The sequence below is a fragment of the Bradyrhizobium centrosematis genome, assembly GCF_045571495.1.
Taxonomy (GTDB): Bacteria; Pseudomonadota; Alphaproteobacteria; order Rhizobiales; family Xanthobacteraceae; genus Bradyrhizobium; species Bradyrhizobium centrosematis.
In genome coordinates this window covers 4,224,701-4,238,619 of sequence record NZ_CP120703.1, presented here as the reverse complement: position 1 = coordinate 4,238,619, position 13,919 = coordinate 4,224,701, and the positions used below count along the sequence as shown (strand labels likewise).

The following is a 13,919-nucleotide window of genomic DNA, read 5'->3' as shown; positions in this document are numbered from 1 at the left end:
ATGGCCAAAGTACTGGTCGTGACATCAGGCAAGGGCGGGGTCGGCAAGACCACGACCACCGCCGCCCTAGGAGCCGCGCTGGCGCAGCGCGGCGACAAGGTCGTCGTCGTCGACTTCGACGTCGGCCTGCGCAACCTGGACCTCGTGATGGGCGCCGAGCGCCGCGTCGTGTTCGACCTCATCAATGTGGTGCAGGGCGTGGCAAAGCTGCCGCAGGCGCTGATCCGCGACAAGCGGCTGGAGAACCTCTGGCTGCTGCCGGCCTCGCAGACCCGCGACAAGGACGCGCTCACGGAAGAGGGCGTCGGCAAGGTCATCGCCGAGCTGCGCAGCCGTTTCGACTGGGTGATCTGCGACAGCCCGGCCGGCATCGAGCGCGGCGCCTCCATGGCGATGCGCTTCGCCGACGAGGCCGTGATCGTGACCAATCCGGAAGTCTCCTCGGTGCGCGATTCCGACCGCATCATCGGCATGCTTGATTCCAAGACCGTGCGGGCCGAGAAGGGCGAGCGCGTCGAGAAGCACATCCTGATCACACGCTACGATCCTTCCCGCGCCGCGCGCGGCGAGATGCTGACGATCGACGACATCCTCGAGATCCTCGCAACGCCCTTGCTCGGCATCATCCCCGAGAGCCAGGACGTGCTGCGCGCCTCGAATGTCGGTACACCCGTGACGCTGTCGAACGCGGACGGCGCACCGGCGCGGGCCTATATCGACGCGGCGCGCCGCCTGTGCGGCGACACCGTGCCGATGCAGGTGCCGACCGAGCGCAAGGGCTTCATGGATCGCCTGCTGCGACGGAGGGCTGCATGAGCATGGGTCTGCTCCGGCTTCTCCGCGGCAACAAGGCCTCTGCACCCGTCGCTCGCGAGCGGCTGCAGATCCTGCTTGCCCATGAACGCGGAATGCGTGGCCAGCCCGATCTGCTCGGCGTGCTGCGTGAGGAAATCCTTGCCGTGGTCTCCAAGCACGTGACGCTGGACCCGACCAAGGTCATCGTCCGGCTCGAACGCGGCGACGAGGTCTCGACCCTGGAGGTCGATATCGAAGTGCCCAACGATTTCGAGCGCAAGAAAGTGGCAGTCGCGTAGGGGACGCGGCCGACGACGTCCGGTTTGGGGTGAGTGAAAGGCGGTCCGCTGGGCATAGCGGGCCGCCTTTGTCTTGGAGCGGCGGAACGGGACCTACAGCGAGATCGTTGTGAACGACCCGCGGGACCAGTCGCGCGCTGCACCGCGGTTCCACCAACCGGGAGAGCGCTCATGATGTCCGAGGTCCAGGTCCATACCGTTGCGCGGCAGATGCTCGAACAGCACGGCTTTGCTGCGATCGCGAAAGCCGCCGAGCAGGCCCAGGCCTGCGAGGGCCGCGGCGAGGCCGACGAGGCCCGGGAGTGGCGCCACATTGCCGACGCTATGAAGATCATCCGGGGACCGCACCAGAGCTGAGACGTGCGGTGGTCGCGGCGGGCTCAGCGCCCGCCTTGATCAGCACCTTGTGCACCGGACTTATGCTGCGTTTGCGGCTGGCTGCGCTCGCCTGCCTCCTTGCACGGGAGTTGTTCCCAGGATCCGTCCGGCGCCTGCTGATAGGCGCTGCACGACGGCGAGGTCGACTTGTCGTCGCCCTTCTGGGTCTCGGAGTTCTTCGCCAGGGCCGGGGCAGCCAGCACCGCGCTGGCGGCAAGCACGGCGCCGAAAACGAGACGGGCAATCCGCATGGGGCTTCTCCTGTTCGAAAAAGCCCGCATGCTGGCGAGGAATGTGACGATTGTTGGCCGGCCCTTGCGGTTCCCAGCGATGTGCTTAATGCCGCGCGAGCGGCTTGCTAGCCGCCCTTGCTGCGGATCAGCCCGGCGAGGTTGGTCTTCTGGGCCTCGCACCAGCTGGACATGCCGAGGCGACGCTGGTTGAGATCGGTCGCCTGGGTGGCCACCGCGACCTCGGCCATCAGGTCGTCGTCCTGCTTCTCGCCCATCTTGCCGCCGGTGTGCATCCAGGCGATCGCCTTGCGCACTTTCTCGGTGGTGCCGTCGGGCAGATGCATCTGCTGCGCTTTCTGCACGAGGTCCTGGTAGACGACGTCCGTGCCCGGGCATTCGACCTTGGCGGCGAAGGCCTGCAAGACCAGGGTCACATAGGTCGAGCGGGGATGGTCCTCGGCTTGGGCGGGAGCCGCGATCAGCAATAGGCCGGCCATCAGGAAACCGTAGCGCATCCTTGGTATCTCCTACGTTTTTTTGGAAGGCTAACGTCCGGCCGCCTGCTCCGCAATGGTGCCAGATGCGAATTGTCGCTTCCTGCTGCGGTGCGCTATCGTGAATGCAACCCAGCCTCGGAGAACGACATGAGCCTGTTCAGCACGCCGTTCGATCCTGCCCGTGACACGGCGCTGGTCACCGGCGCCGGCAACGGCATCGGCCGCGCGATCGCGCAAGCCCTGGTCGGCGAGGGCGTCCGCACCGTGTTCGCCGATGTGAATGCCGAGCGGGTGACGGCCGCGATCGGCGCCAGCAAGAACCCTGAACTGGCAGTGCCCTGGGTCGGCGATCTCGCCGATCTCGATGCGTGCGACGCGCTGCTCGCTGCCGCGAACGCGGCGCTGGGCGGGATCACGCATTTCGTGCACAGCGCATCGCCGCCGCGGCGGGAGGCCGATCATGCACTCGCGGTCGATCGCAGGGTCTGGCAAGAGATGCATGCCGTCAATCTCGATGCCAGCTTTCATCTGGCGCGCGAACTCGCAAAGCAGCTGATCGCGGCGAAACGACCAGGCTCGTTCCTGTTTCTCACCTCGCTGCATGCCGGCACGCCGCGCAACCTACCGCATTATTCGACGGCGAAGGCGGCGATGGCGATGCTGGTGAAGGAGCTGGCCAAGACGTTTGGCCGCTACGGCATCCGCGTCAACGCGCTGGTGCCTGGTGCGATCGCGGCGGGCGGGTTCGTTGCGGATCCCGCGCTGGCGCGGCACATTCCGCTCGGGCGGCTCGGCGAGGCCAGCGACCTCGCACCGATGGCGCTCGCGGTACTGTCGAACAAGCTGTCCGGTTACGTCACCGGCGCTTCCTTCGCCGTCGACGGCGGATTGTCGCTGACCAACTGGTTCGAGCCGCCGGCGCTCGACGACTAGTCAGCGTCGCCAGGCCGGTACCGGATCGAGCGGCGTGCGATAGAGCTCGTTGTGATCGCGATCGGTGACGCGCACCGCGCAACCCTTCTGCTGCAGCTCCGGCTTGACCTGCGACAGCTCGGTCGCCAGTTGATCGGCACGATCCGAGGCGACCTCGATGTCTTCGAGAATGATTCCGCCCTGGTTCCTGAACTCTTCACCAACCACAAGATCGAAGGAGTAGTAAGGCATCCGAATTCCCCGATGTGACGCGCTGAGCTTCGGTGGAAGGCTCAACACATGCTGGATGCTACCACTGAGTCGATATCTACCGAATGAACGGGCCGCGCAATCTCTGTGCTTATGGCGCAGAAATGATGTGCAGTGTGTGACCGCGTTAACATTTAATTAAACATGTCGGCGTGATCATAAGGCATGGGATTGCAGCAGAACCGGGCTCCGGGAACCGGCAGCTGCAAGAGAAGGCCGGCGGCATAGATCCCGACGGCCTTTTCTCTTGGAAGACGATCGAAGCATCGCTTCCCGTAATTGCCCGGACTCAACGCAGCACGTCGACTCGGACAGCGTATGTGCTGCCGTCGCAGCGCTTGGTGCTGCTGCGCGGTCCTGTTCTAGCGCAACGGCATCGGCGGACGCACCACCGGTCCGTCGTCATCGGCGACGGCCTGGGTCGTGGTCACCGGTGCGGCCGCTGGCGGCGTCGCGGTTGCCTGCGACGGCGGCGGGGGAGGCGCGAGCGGCGGGGGCGAATAAGCCGGCATGTAAGTGTGCGACACGACCGGCTTCGGCTTGCGAACCGGCGGCGGTGACGGAGCTCGCGGCGTGACCGCAGCAGCGCGTGCGCGCGGATCGACAGGCTTGGCCTCGGTCACCGGTTTGAGCGCAGGCGGCTTTGCCATCTCGCGCGCCATTTGCTCCTGCCCGGCCTTCAACTCGGCGATGTTGGCCTTGAGCTGCTCGATCTGCTGCGCCATCGCTGCAAGGTCGCGCGTCATCGATTGCACGGACTGCGCTGCATCGGACGGTGTGGCCGCGGGCGCGGCTGTTGCAACCTGCGCGGCAGGCGGCGCGGCCGATTGATCGGCGGCTTGATCGGTTGCCGCTTGCGCTGGGGCCGCCGCAGCTTGCTCCGCCGGTGCTGCGGCCTCTGCGGGGGCGACCGGCGTGGTCTGCGACGTGGAAGGCAGCAGCGACGTCAGCGACGCCAACGCAGGGGTCCATCCGGCGAGCATCTGTTTGGCCGTATCGCCGTGCCGCTCCCAGGCGATCGTGGCGGCTGCGCTCGCTCCCGCAAACAGAAACGTGACGAACGCACCGCGCAGCCATTTGCCCACGGACGATCGCTTCTGTCGGCGGTGATCATCGCCCACTGCGACGCGTACGCCAGTGTCGACCGCGGGTGGTGCTGCCGCCTGCGGCTCCGAGACAGGACTGAACTTGGGCTCCACGGAGGGCTTGGGCTCCAGAGTGATCTTGGGCGGCGGTGCAAATTTCGGCTCCGGGCGGCTGGCCATGTCGGGCGCCAATGCCGGTGCAACGCTGATGGGGCGCGAGGCCAGCACAATGTCGGGCGAAATCTGAATCGCGTCGTGCGGATCGTTGTCCTTGACCGTGTCCTTCACGATCTCATCGACGATTTGCTTGGGGTTCAGCGTCGCGAGCATCGCAGCTCCTTTGAAGCCCAGGTGTTTGAAGCCCAGGTGTTGAGTACTCATCGCCTGCATTGGCGCAAGCCGATCTGTTTAGGCGGACTCCAAATCCAATGGGCCCGGCTCAATGACGCACGAGTCCAGCCGGGTTTGACCAAAGCAAGGCGAGCGGATGGAGATGATGCGACGCTCTTCCGCCGTTTGTGGTGATGGAACCCAATTTGTTGAACACGCGCACGTGTTCCGCACTGCCTTGTTTTCAGCACGATTTTGACGGCATCTTGCGGTGCTGGGGGCGCTGCTATCCGCGCTATCGGGGGGCCGGCGGTGCCAAGATTTCTGATCGCTTTATTTGCTGCTGCCTTGCTGCCGCTGGGCGGCTGCATGCAGACCACGCTTTCGCCGTCGACCGACGCGAGCATGACGCCGCGCGACCGGCAGTTGCTCGCGCATACGCCTTACGCGCAGGCCAACGTGCCGGAGCAATATCTCCGTCACATCGTCGATTATCACCGCAAGGAGCAGCCGGGCACCATCCTGGTCGATACCGACGCGCGCTACCTTTATTACGTGCTGCCTGACGGCAAGGCGATCCGCTACGGCGTTGCGGTCGGCGAGGAGGCCATGGCGTTCTCCGGCGTTGCGCGGGTCGGCCGCCTCGCGGAATGGCCGGACTGGGTTCCGACAGCCGACATCCAGGCGCGGCTCGGACCGTATCCGGCGCGCGTTCCCGGCGGTCCGGCCAATCCGCTGGGTGCGCGGGGCATCTATCTCTATGTCGGCAACAAGGACACGCTCTACCGCATCCACGGCACCAACCAGCCTGAATATATCGGGCAGGCGATCTCGTCCGGCTGCATCCGGATGCGCAACGAGGACGTGATCGATCTATACGACCGGGTCAAGCTCAATTCGACGGTCGTGGTGCTGCCGCCCGGACAGAGCGCGCAGGCCGAGGCCGGCGCACCCTGGCGAAGTTAAGGACGGTCGCGCGCGCTCGGGTGCGCACGCGCAAGCCGATCCCGCCTTAATTCTCGGGCCGCGCGATCCGCCATTGCAGCGTCGTGGCGTTGCCATTGGCATCGCCTGGCGCCTTGTCGGCGGGTGAGGTGTAGAGCGGGCGATAGCGATATGCCCACATCTTGCTGCCGTCGTTGCGGCTGATCACGGTGAAGTCGCCGACGGCCTTGGCGTCGGCGGTTGCGGGCAGCGGCACCCAGCTCTCGGTGCACTTGCCGTTGCAGTTCGATGTCTTTCCGGTGGTGTCGCGCTCATAATAGTAGAGCGTCATGCCCTTGAGGTCGACGAGCTTGGGGCCCTGCTTGGTCAGGACCACCTTCGCCGGCGCGGTCGTCGCCTCGGGCTTCGGCGGAGGAGGGGCATCGCCGCCGCCATGGCCGTTCGCGAGTGCAGGAGCGGCCGAGAGCGCGATGGCCGTGGCCGCGATGAGAAACCTGAACATCCGAAACCCCTGAACCGCAAAGTTAATCGCGCGTTAAGCGCAGGATGTTGCCGACCCTAGCAGCCGAAGGTTAGTTCCAGGTTTCGTTGCGCTGCGACAATTGCGGATAAAAATACCGGATCATGCCGAGATGTCGCGCAGCGGCGCGCGGCTCAGATCGTTGCCGGCGGCAATCGCCTTGCGCAGCAGCCGCATCAGCTCCTCGCCTTCCTTGGCGCTGAGGCCGCGCAGCATGATGCGCTGCGCTGATTCCACCGCAGGTGTGATCTTGCGCAGTGTGCGCCGGCCCTCGTCGGTGATCACGAGCTCGCGGGCGCGGCGGTCGCGGCTGGAGGCGCGGCGTTCGGCAAGTCCCTTTTGCACCAGGCGATCGATCACGCCGGTGATGGTGGTGCGGTCATAGGCGATCAATCCCGCAAGCGTCACCTGGTCGAGCCCCGGATTGGCCTTGATGGTGGCGAGCGCGGCGTATTGCACCGGCGTGAGGTCGAAGCCGGCATCGCTGACCTCAGCCAGGAAAACTGCGACCGCGATCTGCTGGAACCGGCGCGCCAGATGCCCGGGCATGTCGTTGTTGTCTTTCACCGAATTCTCCATTTGCGACAGCGACGGTGCGCATCGTTGACAAGTATACTGATAGTCAGCATACTGAGCAATATCCAAAAGACATTTGGCGGGAGAGAGGCTCATGCAATTCCATCTCAACGGATTCCAGCCGGGCGATCCCGAGATTGCCGATCCTGCCGAGCGCGTTCAGGTTTCGGGCGCCATGGGCGCCGTGCCCGACAAGGTCGATGTCCTCATTGTCGGCTGCGGCCCCGCGGGCCTGACGCTCGCAGCTCAACTCGCGCAATTTCCCGATATCAAGACCTGTATCGTCGAGCAGAAGGCGGACCGCCTGCTGGTCGGGCAGGCCGATGGTATCGCATGCCGGACCATGGAGATGTTTCACGCCTATGGCTTCAGCGAGCGCGTGCTGAAGGAGGCCTATTGGGTCAACGAGACGACGTTCTGGAAGCCGAACGAGCGGCAGCCCGAGACGATCATCCGCAGCGGCAGGGTCCAGGACGTCGAGGACGGGTTGTCGGAATTCCCGCACGTCATCCTCAACCAGGCGCGCATCCATGACGGCTTTCTCGATGTTATGCGCAAATCGCCGGCCAAGCTCGAACCCCATTACAGCCGGCGCCTGGTCGACCTCGAGGTCGATCCGGCCGCAGGGCCCGCCGACCAAGCCGTCACCGTGCGGCTCGAACGGGTCGATGCCGCGAACGAAGGCAAGGTCGAGACGGTCAAGGCGCGCTACGTCGTCGGCTGCGACGGCGCGCGCAGCGCGGTGCGGAAGGCGATCGGGCGCGAGCTGCACGGCGATTCCGCCAACCACGCCTGGGGCGTGATGGACGTGCTTGCTGTGACGGATTTTCCGGACATCCGATTCAAGTCGCTGATCCAGTCGGCGAAGGACGGCAGCCTGCTGATCATTCCCCGTGAAGGCGGCTACATGGTCCGCATCTATGTCGAACTCGCCAAGCTCGAGGTCGGCGAGCGCGTTGTCAACCGCAACATCACCGCCGACGACGTGATCGCGAAAGCGCAGCGGATCCTGAAGCCGCATAAGCTCGAGGTGAAGGAGATCGCCTGGTGGTCGGTCTACGAGATCGGCCAGCGTCTCACCGACAAGTTCGACGATGTGCCGGAGGCCGCGGTCGCAACGCGCCTGCCACGCATCTTTATCGCCGGCGATGCCTGCCACACCCACAGTCCAAAAGCGGGGCAGGGCATGAACGTCTCGATGCAGGACGCCTTCAATCTCGGCTGGAAGCTCGCCGCGGTGCTGCGGAAGCAGTGCGCCCCACAGCTGCTGCATTCCTATTCGGCGGAGCGCCAGGCGGTCGCGAAAGAGCTGATCGATTTCGACCGCGAGTGGGCGGGAATTCTCGCCTCCGCCGCCAAGGCCGGCGGCGCCGATGCCGCCAGGACGCAGGACTATTTCGTCCGGCACGGCCGCTATACCGCGGGCACGGCCACGCATTACGGGCCGTCGATTCTCACCGGCACGGCCTCGCATCAGCATCTCGCGCAAGGCCTCGTCATCGGCAAGCGCTTCCATTCCGCCCCGGTGATCCGGCTGGCGGACGCAAAGCCGGTACATCTTGGTCATGCCGCACAGGCTGACGGTCGCTTCCGCATCTATGCGTTTTCGCCGGCGGAGAATCCGGTGGCGTCCGACTCGGCCATTCGTGTGTTGTGCAACTTTCTCGCGGAGTCCACGAAATCCCCGATCCGGCGATACACGCGAAGAAGCTCAGACATCGACAGCGTGATCGATCTGCGCGCGGTGTTTCAGCAGGATCACCGCGAGCTCGACATCGCGGCCATGCCGCCGCTGCTGCTGCCGAGCAAAGGTCGTTATGGCTTGCTCGACTACGAGAAAATGTTCTGTCCGGACGTCAAGAGCGGTCACGATGTGTTCGCAATGCGCGGCATCGATCGGAAGGCCGGCTGCATGGTCGTGGTGCGGCCCGACCAGTATGTCGCAAGCGTTCTGCCGCTTGATGACTTTGCCGGGCTCGCCGCGTACTTCGACGCGTTCATGCTGCCGGCCAATTGACGGTCCGGCAGCGCCGCTTACGCGTTGTGCCGATGAACGACGGATGAATATTGAACCGCGCACGGCTGGCGTTTCAATCTTTCGATCCATCGCATGCTTCGCACGGAACGCGCGTTCCGTTCGCGCGTTCCGACTCGAAAGAGGAGGAACATGCCATGAAATTCAAGAGCGTTCTGATTGCCGCATTACTGCTCGCGCCGACAGCCGCACTGGCCGCGCCGGGCATCGTCACGGTCTCCACAGGCTTGCGCGCCGGTCCGGGCGCGGGCTTCCCCCTGGTCGATCGCATCCCCGGAGGCGCTCGCGTCAACATCCATGGCTGCCTGCGCGGCAATGCCTGGTGCGACGTCAGCTTCTCGGACGATCGCGGCTGGGTGTCGTCGCAATATCTCGAATATCTCTATCGCAACCACTACGTCTATCTGCCGGACTATGTCGATGAGATCGACGTGCCCGTCGTTCCCTTCGTGCTGACCTCGTACTGGTCCAGCTATTACACGGGGCGTCCCTGGTACCACCGCTACGCCTACTGGAATAGTTACTGGACCTCGCATCAGAGTGTCGCGACGCGAATGACGATTGATCCGCGTGCGGCCCGCATCGGCCGCGCAGCGACGCGCGATGCAACGGTCGCCTTGGAACGGGAAGGTGTGCGAAGCGGAGGCGCCGCTGCGATCTCTGGACGCAACGCCGCGACCCTGCGGCCCGATGCCGCGATTACCAAGCGCGACGCTGCGATCGCGACGCGCGACGCGGCCATCACAAAACGCGACGCTACTGTTGCCGCCGATCGGACACGTGCCGGACAAAGCGAGCGCATCGCGCATGAGAGGACCAATGTGCAGAGCCGCAACCCGCGCGATGCGCAGGCGCGCATGATGCACGAACAGGCCACGAGCCGCGCTGCGGTGCGCGCCCAGCCGATGACACGCGCGCATGAAGCACCGCGAGTGTCCGCCGCACCCGCCGCGCGGCCCGCGATGCCGCATGTCGCGCAGCCGAATGTGAGCCACGGTTCGCCGATGAATGCTCATGCGCAGATGCCTGCGCCTCGTGCTGCTGCGCCTGCAATGCCGCACGGCGGTGGCGGCGCTCCGCAAATCAATGCCGCGCCGCGTGGCGGCGGTGCTCCGGCCGGCGGTCCCGGCGGCGACCACCGGAAGCACTGACATTCTCAAGGAAAACCCGGCCCTCGCGCCGGGTTTTCTGCGGGATGGACCGGGTTCCCGGCGCGTACAATTTATGGAGGTTCTTCGCGGGCAGATTTCATCGATCGTAATATGTGTATCCAAAGATGCAGGCATCCACTCGGGGCAGCGGGGCACGGGAGGATGACGATGAGACAGAGCCAGGCGGAGACGCGCCGCCAAAATGTCGCGAAGCGGTCGATGACCAAGGAGGCCAAGCAGCTAGCCAACCTGATCGCCGGACTGCGCGAATCCCTCGAAAGCATCCACAAGGAACGGAGGAGCGCTAAGCTCACCGGCGCCGAGATGGGCATGCTCGACGAACGCCGCAACAATCTGTTGCTCACCATCGCGGCTCTCGACGACCGCCTCTCGGCGGTGCAGGGGCTGATCGATCTAGGCCGCCCCCACATCATCCGCGTGCATTAGCGGGCTCGGATAGGGAGGATCGGCTCCGTTGCCGATGCACGGGCCGGCTCCCGGCGGTCGATCCAGCACGACATGAAGACGGCCCCGCGCCGTCGCGGGGCAAGCCTGCGACGGATGGAATTGCGTCCCGACGGGCAAGCGCGAAGCCGAACGCGGCGCCATGCCAGCGGACGGCACCAAATTGCCATGCTCCCGGCGAATTGCCGCCAAAGCCCGCTGCCACGAGGAGGCCGGTGCAGGGCGACGCAAGGGGACGCGAATTGGCCTACAAGATGGTCGCAGAACGCGACAACGAGAAGTATAGTTTCGCCCGCGAGAGCCGGCTGGTGATCGTGGCGAAGGCGAAGGTGTGGGCGAGCGAGGGGTGGCGGGTCGTCATCACGGACCAGGACGGCAAGGCCTACGCGCCGCCCGAATTCGATCAGCTGTTGGCGGCGTGAACCGACGGGCGGAACTCGACATCTGGACGCGTTTTCTGTCCGCGGACCGGTTGTCCGTTTCGCTCGAAAACGCTCTGGGGGGACGACATTTGACATCGCTGTGTGGACTGGGGCGCGACCGGATCGTGCCCCTGGTTGGACTTGCAGCCGCCGCCGTTCTGACGACGACGGTTGCGGCCGCGCAAAATCTCGATGCCGGCAAGTCACCGGCCAAGCTGTTTGCGGACGGCTGTGCGACCTGCCATCGCAGTCCGCGCGGCCTCGCCAAGGGCCGCATCAGCCTGACACTGTCCTGGTTTCTGAAGGACCATTACGCCACCAGCTCCGACTCGGCCAAGGCGCTCGCCGCCTATCTTCAGTCGGTCGACGAGCCGCCGCCGCGCGATGCGGCCAAGCCTGCCAAGAAGCCCGCGCGATCCGCACCGCGTCCGCCGAAGCCGACGCAGAGCCAATAGGCCGCTCGGCCTTTCGCTAACCGCGCCGATGGGTCTGCGCGAGCAGCCGTGCGTGCACGGCGCGCAGCTCGGCGCTCATGCGCGTCTGTCCAGTCGTGACGTAGGAAAGCCAGGCGCCGTCGGCAGCAAGACGAACGATCTGCAGATCCGGCGTGCCGTCGGTCGAGCGGTGGCGCCTCAGGCGTGCCTTGATCCAATCGTTCCAGAGCCGGCGCAGCGGAGGATCGGTGACGACCACCATGCTCAGCGCCGCCCACGGGGTCGCAAAGCCGAAGGTTCTGCCGGTGAACACGGCATTCACATAGGCCCGGGTGAAGCTGCCGCGTGGCTTCGGGTCAGCTTCGATGGCGGCGTCGATCTCGGCGTCGACGCGACCGAGCAGGTCGGCAAACAGGCCCTCGATCAGCGCCTGCTTGCTGCCGAAATGGTGGAACAGCCCACCTTTGGTGACGCCGGCCGCAGCGGCGACCGCCTGCACGGTGACACCGGCGACGCCATGATCCATCGCAATGGCCGCGGCATGGTCGAGCAGGGCGCGCCGGACCTGCTCCGGCTGCTTGGCGCGGGTGTAGGCGCTCGTCGGCATCAGTGCACCGTGGTCTGCGAGAACAGGTTGATGATCACGACGCCTGATACGATCAGCGTGATGCCGACGAAGGCCGCGGCATCCAGCATCTGGCGGAACAGCACGAAGGAGACGGTGGCGGTCAGGATGATGCCGACCCCGCCCCAGATCGCATAGGCGATGCTCAAGGGGATGACGCGGATCGCCACCGACAGCGCGTAGAACGAGGCGACGTAGAACAGCACCATGGCCAGCGTCGGCCACGGGCGGGTGAATTGCGCGGATTGCTGCAGGAAGGCCGATGCCGTGGCCTCGAAGGTGATGGCGAGGGCAAGCGCCGCATAGGCATTGAAGGTGGAAGTCATGGTCACTCGGAGGCCCCAGAAAGATACCGCGCGGTAGGTATGTTTACCACGCGGCGTCTTGGCTTTGCCCCGCAGCAAGTATCACATGTCGGTGACGAGCCTGCGACATTGGCGGAATGCGGCATGAAGCCGCCGCACGATGAATCGCGCAGCGGCTCCATCATTTCATTGAGGCTCGTCCGGCGTCAGTTGATCCGCACGGAGAGTTCGACGTCGTCGGCGAAGGGCGTCGACATGTAGCCGCTGCCGGGCCTTCGTACGCGCGCCAGATAGTCCGGGCTGTCGTCGGCATTGTCGGCGACGAGGATCGCGCCCGGCCCGAGATGGCCTTCGAGCAGATCGAGGATATCAGGGTAGAGCGCCTTGGCACCATCGAGCAGCACGAGATCGATCGTATCGGGCAGATCGGCGCTAAGCGTCTCGAGCGCATCGCCCTCACGGATTTCGACGAGATCGATCAAGCCGCCGGCCGAGAGGTTTTCCCGCGCGCGCGCCGCCTTGGACGGCTCGAACTCGCTGGTGATGAGGCGGCCGCCGCCATTGTCACGCAGCCCTGCGGCAAGGTGCAGCGTCGAGATGCCGAACGAGGTGCCGAATTCGACGATCGTCCTAGCGCCGGAGCTGCGCGTCAGCATGTAAAGCAGTGCTCCAGTCTCGCGCGAGACTGCGAGCGGCGCGTCCTTCAGGCGTCCGTAGAGGTCGCGGTAATCGGTCTTGCTCCGCATCATCCGCGCGCGGTCCATATCGGACAAATCGGCGACGGCGGCTCGCGTTGCGCCGCTTGCCGCCTCGGCTTCGTCGAACAGGCGATCCAGCAGCGGCGCAAGCGATGTGATGATTGGGGTGGTCATTCGAGGTCTCCAGAGGTGACGAAAAAACGCGTGCTTGCGTGCGGCGTGGAAATACGACTAATTCGTCGCATTTCCTATTCGCATTCCTCGGGTGCGCCATGGCCGATCGTCGAAGCCGTTCAGTTTCCTCACGAAAACAGCCGCAACAGGCCCGCTCGACCGGCCTGGTAGCGGCCATTCTCGATGCCGCTGTTCAGGTCCTGGCGAAGGAAGGCGCGCAACGTTTCACCACGGCGCGGGTGGCGGAGCGGGCCGGGGTCAGCGTCGGATCGCTCTATCAATATTTTCCCAACAAGGCCGCGATCCTGTTTCGTCTCCAGAGCGACGAGTGGCGGAGCACCAGCGAGCTCTTGCGCGGCATCCTCGCGGACCGGGCGAAACCGCCGCCAGCGCGGCTCCGCGCGCTGGTCCATGCCTTCATCCGCTCCGAGTGCGCGGAGGCCGCAATTCGCATCGCGCTCAGCGATGCCGCGCCGCTCTATCGCGACGCGCCAGAGGCGCAGGACGCGCGGGCAGCCGGCAAGGAGATCATCGCCGTGTTCATGCGGGAAGCGCTGCCCAAGGCCTCCGAAGCGACGTGCGCGCTTGCCGGCGAGTTGATCAAGACGACGCTGAGCGAGGTCGGCAAGCGGTTTTCGGAGACGCCGCGCAGCGAGGCCGAGATCGCGCGTCATGCCGACGGGCTGGCCGACATGTTCTGTGCTTATCTCGGGGAATTGGCGCGACGCTGAAGCGCGAAATCCGGGCTGCTCTTGCATCGCCTGACGTTT

The 13,919-nt window shown here is 65.2% G+C and carries 20 protein-coding genes; 11 read left to right on the top strand and 9 right to left on the bottom strand.

From position 1 onward, the window contains the following. The 3 genes from minD (at position 1) to P6U31_RS20425 (ending at position 1,451) form a co-directional block, all read left to right on the top strand. Entirely contained in the window at positions 1-816 is an 816-nt protein-coding gene (gene minD / locus P6U31_RS20435) for a septum site-determining protein MinD (protein ID WP_407183469.1), read from the top strand. Continuing rightward, entirely contained in the window at positions 813-1,094 is a 282-nt protein-coding gene (minE, locus tag P6U31_RS20430) for a cell division topological specificity factor MinE (protein WP_209961595.1), read from the top strand. The genes minD and minE overlap by 4 nt, the downstream gene beginning before the upstream one ends. A 171-nt stretch (positions 1,095-1,265) precedes the next feature. After that, positions 1,266-1,451, top strand: coding sequence for a hypothetical protein (locus tag P6U31_RS20425; RefSeq protein ID WP_128920679.1), 186 nt, complete (start codon positions 1,266-1,268; stop codon positions 1,449-1,451). Between the two features lie 23 nt (positions 1,452-1,474). On the opposite strand, the gene P6U31_RS20420 is transcribed toward P6U31_RS20425, so the two are convergent. Then, positions 1,475-1,723 (bottom strand): hypothetical protein, encoded by a 249-nt coding sequence (locus P6U31_RS20420; protein ID WP_407183468.1) that lies wholly within the window; start codon positions 1,721-1,723, stop codon positions 1,475-1,477. A gap of 107 nt (positions 1,724-1,830) precedes the next feature. Then, positions 1,831-2,220, bottom strand: a complete 390-nt coding sequence (locus tag P6U31_RS20415) for a hypothetical protein (protein ID WP_407183467.1) — start codon at positions 2,218-2,220, stop codon at positions 1,831-1,833. A 129-nt stretch (positions 2,221-2,349) separates the two neighbouring features. Here P6U31_RS20415 and P6U31_RS20410 point away from each other — a divergent pair, with 129 nt between their 5' ends. Further along, a complete protein-coding gene (locus P6U31_RS20410) occupies positions 2,350-3,135 on the top strand; it encodes an SDR family NAD(P)-dependent oxidoreductase (protein ID WP_407183466.1) in 786 nt (261 codons plus the stop codon). Here P6U31_RS20410 and P6U31_RS20405 read toward each other — a convergent pair whose 3' ends face one another. Both P6U31_RS20405 and P6U31_RS20400 read right to left on the bottom strand, forming a co-directional pair. Continuing rightward, positions 3,136-3,366, bottom strand: a complete 231-nt coding sequence (locus P6U31_RS20405) for a DUF6894 family protein (protein WP_200454753.1) — start codon at positions 3,364-3,366, stop codon at positions 3,136-3,138. A 380-nt stretch (positions 3,367-3,746) separates the two neighbouring features. Next, entirely contained in the window at positions 3,747-4,799 is a 1,053-nt protein-coding gene (locus tag P6U31_RS20400) for a hypothetical protein (RefSeq protein WP_407189895.1), read from the bottom strand. A 369-nt stretch (positions 4,800-5,168) separates the two neighbouring features. Between P6U31_RS20400 and P6U31_RS20395 the strand changes: the two genes are divergently transcribed. Continuing rightward, positions 5,169-5,765, top strand: a complete 597-nt coding sequence (locus tag P6U31_RS20395) for a L,D-transpeptidase (protein WP_407183465.1) — start codon at positions 5,169-5,171, stop codon at positions 5,763-5,765. Positions 5,766-5,811: 46 nt separating this feature from the next. Here the strand turns inward: P6U31_RS20395 and P6U31_RS20390 are convergent, their stop codons facing one another. Both P6U31_RS20390 and P6U31_RS20385 read right to left on the bottom strand, forming a co-directional pair. Further along, positions 5,812-6,246, bottom strand: coding sequence for a hypothetical protein (locus P6U31_RS20390; protein WP_407183464.1), 435 nt, complete (start codon positions 6,244-6,246; stop codon positions 5,812-5,814). 120 nt (positions 6,247-6,366) lie between these two features. Then, a complete protein-coding gene (locus tag P6U31_RS20385) occupies positions 6,367-6,831 on the bottom strand; it encodes a MarR family winged helix-turn-helix transcriptional regulator (protein ID WP_407183463.1) in 465 nt (154 codons plus the stop codon). Between the two features lie 103 nt (positions 6,832-6,934). On the opposite strand from P6U31_RS20385, the gene P6U31_RS20380 reads away from it, so the two are divergent. The 5 genes from P6U31_RS20380 (at position 6,935) to P6U31_RS20360 (ending at position 11,368) form a co-directional block, all read left to right on the top strand. Continuing rightward, positions 6,935-8,857 carry an FAD-binding monooxygenase gene (locus tag P6U31_RS20380; protein ID WP_407183462.1) on the top strand — a complete coding sequence of 641 codons (1,923 nt, stop codon included), beginning with the start codon at positions 6,935-6,937 and terminating at the stop codon, positions 8,855-8,857. A 155-nt stretch (positions 8,858-9,012) separates the two neighbouring features. Then, positions 9,013-10,026 (top strand): SH3 domain-containing protein, encoded by a 1,014-nt coding sequence (locus P6U31_RS20375; RefSeq protein ID WP_407183461.1) that lies wholly within the window; start codon positions 9,013-9,015, stop codon positions 10,024-10,026. A gap of 168 nt (positions 10,027-10,194) precedes the next feature. Further along, the gene (locus P6U31_RS20370) at positions 10,195-10,473 is read left to right on the top strand and encodes a hypothetical protein (RefSeq protein ID WP_407183460.1); all 279 of its coding nucleotides are present in this window, start codon (positions 10,195-10,197) and stop codon (positions 10,471-10,473) included. 233 nt (positions 10,474-10,706) lie between these two features. Continuing rightward, complete coding sequence (locus P6U31_RS20365) at positions 10,707-10,913, top strand: hypothetical protein (protein WP_164937708.1); 207 nt, start codon at positions 10,707-10,709, stop codon at positions 10,911-10,913. Between the two features lie 89 nt (positions 10,914-11,002). Beyond that, on the top strand, positions 11,003-11,368 hold the full coding sequence (locus P6U31_RS20360; RefSeq protein WP_407183459.1) for a hypothetical protein: 366 nt from the start codon (positions 11,003-11,005) through the stop codon (positions 11,366-11,368). Positions 11,369-11,384: 16 nt separating this feature from the next. Here the strand turns inward: P6U31_RS20360 and P6U31_RS20355 are convergent, their stop codons facing one another. The 3 genes from P6U31_RS20355 to P6U31_RS20345 all read right to left on the bottom strand — a co-directional run bounded on the left by P6U31_RS20355 (position 11,385) and on the right by P6U31_RS20345 (position 13,149). Beyond that, on the bottom strand, positions 11,385-11,954 hold the full coding sequence (locus tag P6U31_RS20355) for a TetR family transcriptional regulator (RefSeq protein ID WP_407183458.1): 570 nt from the start codon (positions 11,952-11,954) through the stop codon (positions 11,385-11,387). Beyond that, a complete protein-coding gene (locus P6U31_RS20350; RefSeq protein WP_407183457.1) occupies positions 11,954-12,298 on the bottom strand; it encodes a DMT family transporter in 345 nt (114 codons plus the stop codon). The genes P6U31_RS20355 and P6U31_RS20350 overlap by 1 nt, the downstream gene beginning before the upstream one ends. Before the next feature lie 185 nt (positions 12,299-12,483). Then, entirely contained in the window at positions 12,484-13,149 is a 666-nt protein-coding gene (locus P6U31_RS20345; protein ID WP_407183456.1) for an O-methyltransferase, read from the bottom strand. Positions 13,150-13,247: 98 nt separating this feature from the next. Here P6U31_RS20345 and P6U31_RS20340 point away from each other — a divergent pair, with 98 nt between their 5' ends. Continuing rightward, positions 13,248-13,880, top strand: coding sequence for a TetR family transcriptional regulator (locus P6U31_RS20340; RefSeq protein ID WP_407183455.1), 633 nt, complete (start codon positions 13,248-13,250; stop codon positions 13,878-13,880). Positions 13,881-13,919 lie beyond the last annotated feature (39 nt).

What these genes read in the sequence shown, in the direction of transcription:
- minE (WP_209961595.1), top strand. Translation starts at nt 813, where the DNA reads ATGAGCATGGGTCTGCTCCGGCTTCTCCGCGGCAACAAGGCCTCTGCA.
- P6U31_RS20410 (WP_407183466.1), top strand. Translation starts at nt 2,350, where the DNA reads ATGAGCCTGTTCAGCACGCCGTTCGATCCTGCCCGTGACACGGCGCTG.
- P6U31_RS20420 (WP_407183468.1), bottom strand. Translation starts at nt 1,723, where the DNA reads ATGCGGATTGCCCGTCTCGTTTTCGGCGCCGTGCTTGCCGCCAGCGCG.
- P6U31_RS20415 (WP_407183467.1), bottom strand. Translation starts at nt 2,220, where the DNA reads ATGCGCTACGGTTTCCTGATGGCCGGCCTATTGCTGATCGCGGCTCCC.
- P6U31_RS20345 (WP_407183456.1), bottom strand. Translation starts at nt 13,149, where the DNA reads ATGACCACCCCAATCATCACATCGCTTGCGCCGCTGCTGGATCGCCTG.
- P6U31_RS20370 (WP_407183460.1), top strand. Translation starts at nt 10,195, where the DNA reads ATGAGACAGAGCCAGGCGGAGACGCGCCGCCAAAATGTCGCGAAGCGG.
- P6U31_RS20425 (WP_128920679.1), top strand. Translation starts at nt 1,266, where the DNA reads ATGATGTCCGAGGTCCAGGTCCATACCGTTGCGCGGCAGATGCTCGAA.
- P6U31_RS20395 (WP_407183465.1), top strand. Translation starts at nt 5,169, where the DNA reads ATGCAGACCACGCTTTCGCCGTCGACCGACGCGAGCATGACGCCGCGC.
- P6U31_RS20405 (WP_200454753.1), bottom strand. Translation starts at nt 3,366, where the DNA reads ATGCCTTACTACTCCTTCGATCTTGTGGTTGGTGAAGAGTTCAGGAAC.
- P6U31_RS20380 (WP_407183462.1), top strand. Translation starts at nt 6,935, where the DNA reads ATGCAATTCCATCTCAACGGATTCCAGCCGGGCGATCCCGAGATTGCC.
- P6U31_RS20340 (WP_407183455.1), top strand. Translation starts at nt 13,248, where the DNA reads ATGGCCGATCGTCGAAGCCGTTCAGTTTCCTCACGAAAACAGCCGCAA.
- P6U31_RS20355 (WP_407183458.1), bottom strand. Translation starts at nt 11,954, where the DNA reads ATGCCGACGAGCGCCTACACCCGCGCCAAGCAGCCGGAGCAGGTCCGG.
- P6U31_RS20350 (WP_407183457.1), bottom strand. Translation starts at nt 12,298, where the DNA reads ATGACTTCCACCTTCAATGCCTATGCGGCGCTTGCCCTCGCCATCACC.
- P6U31_RS20390 (WP_407183464.1), bottom strand. Translation starts at nt 6,246, where the DNA reads ATGTTCAGGTTTCTCATCGCGGCCACGGCCATCGCGCTCTCGGCCGCT.
- P6U31_RS20400 (WP_407189895.1), bottom strand. Translation starts at nt 4,799, where the DNA reads ATGCTCGCGACGCTGAACCCCAAGCAAATCGTCGATGAGATCGTGAAG.
- minD (WP_407183469.1), top strand. Translation starts at nt 1, where the DNA reads ATGGCCAAAGTACTGGTCGTGACATCAGGCAAGGGCGGGGTCGGCAAG.
- P6U31_RS20375 (WP_407183461.1), top strand. Translation starts at nt 9,013, where the DNA reads ATGAAATTCAAGAGCGTTCTGATTGCCGCATTACTGCTCGCGCCGACA.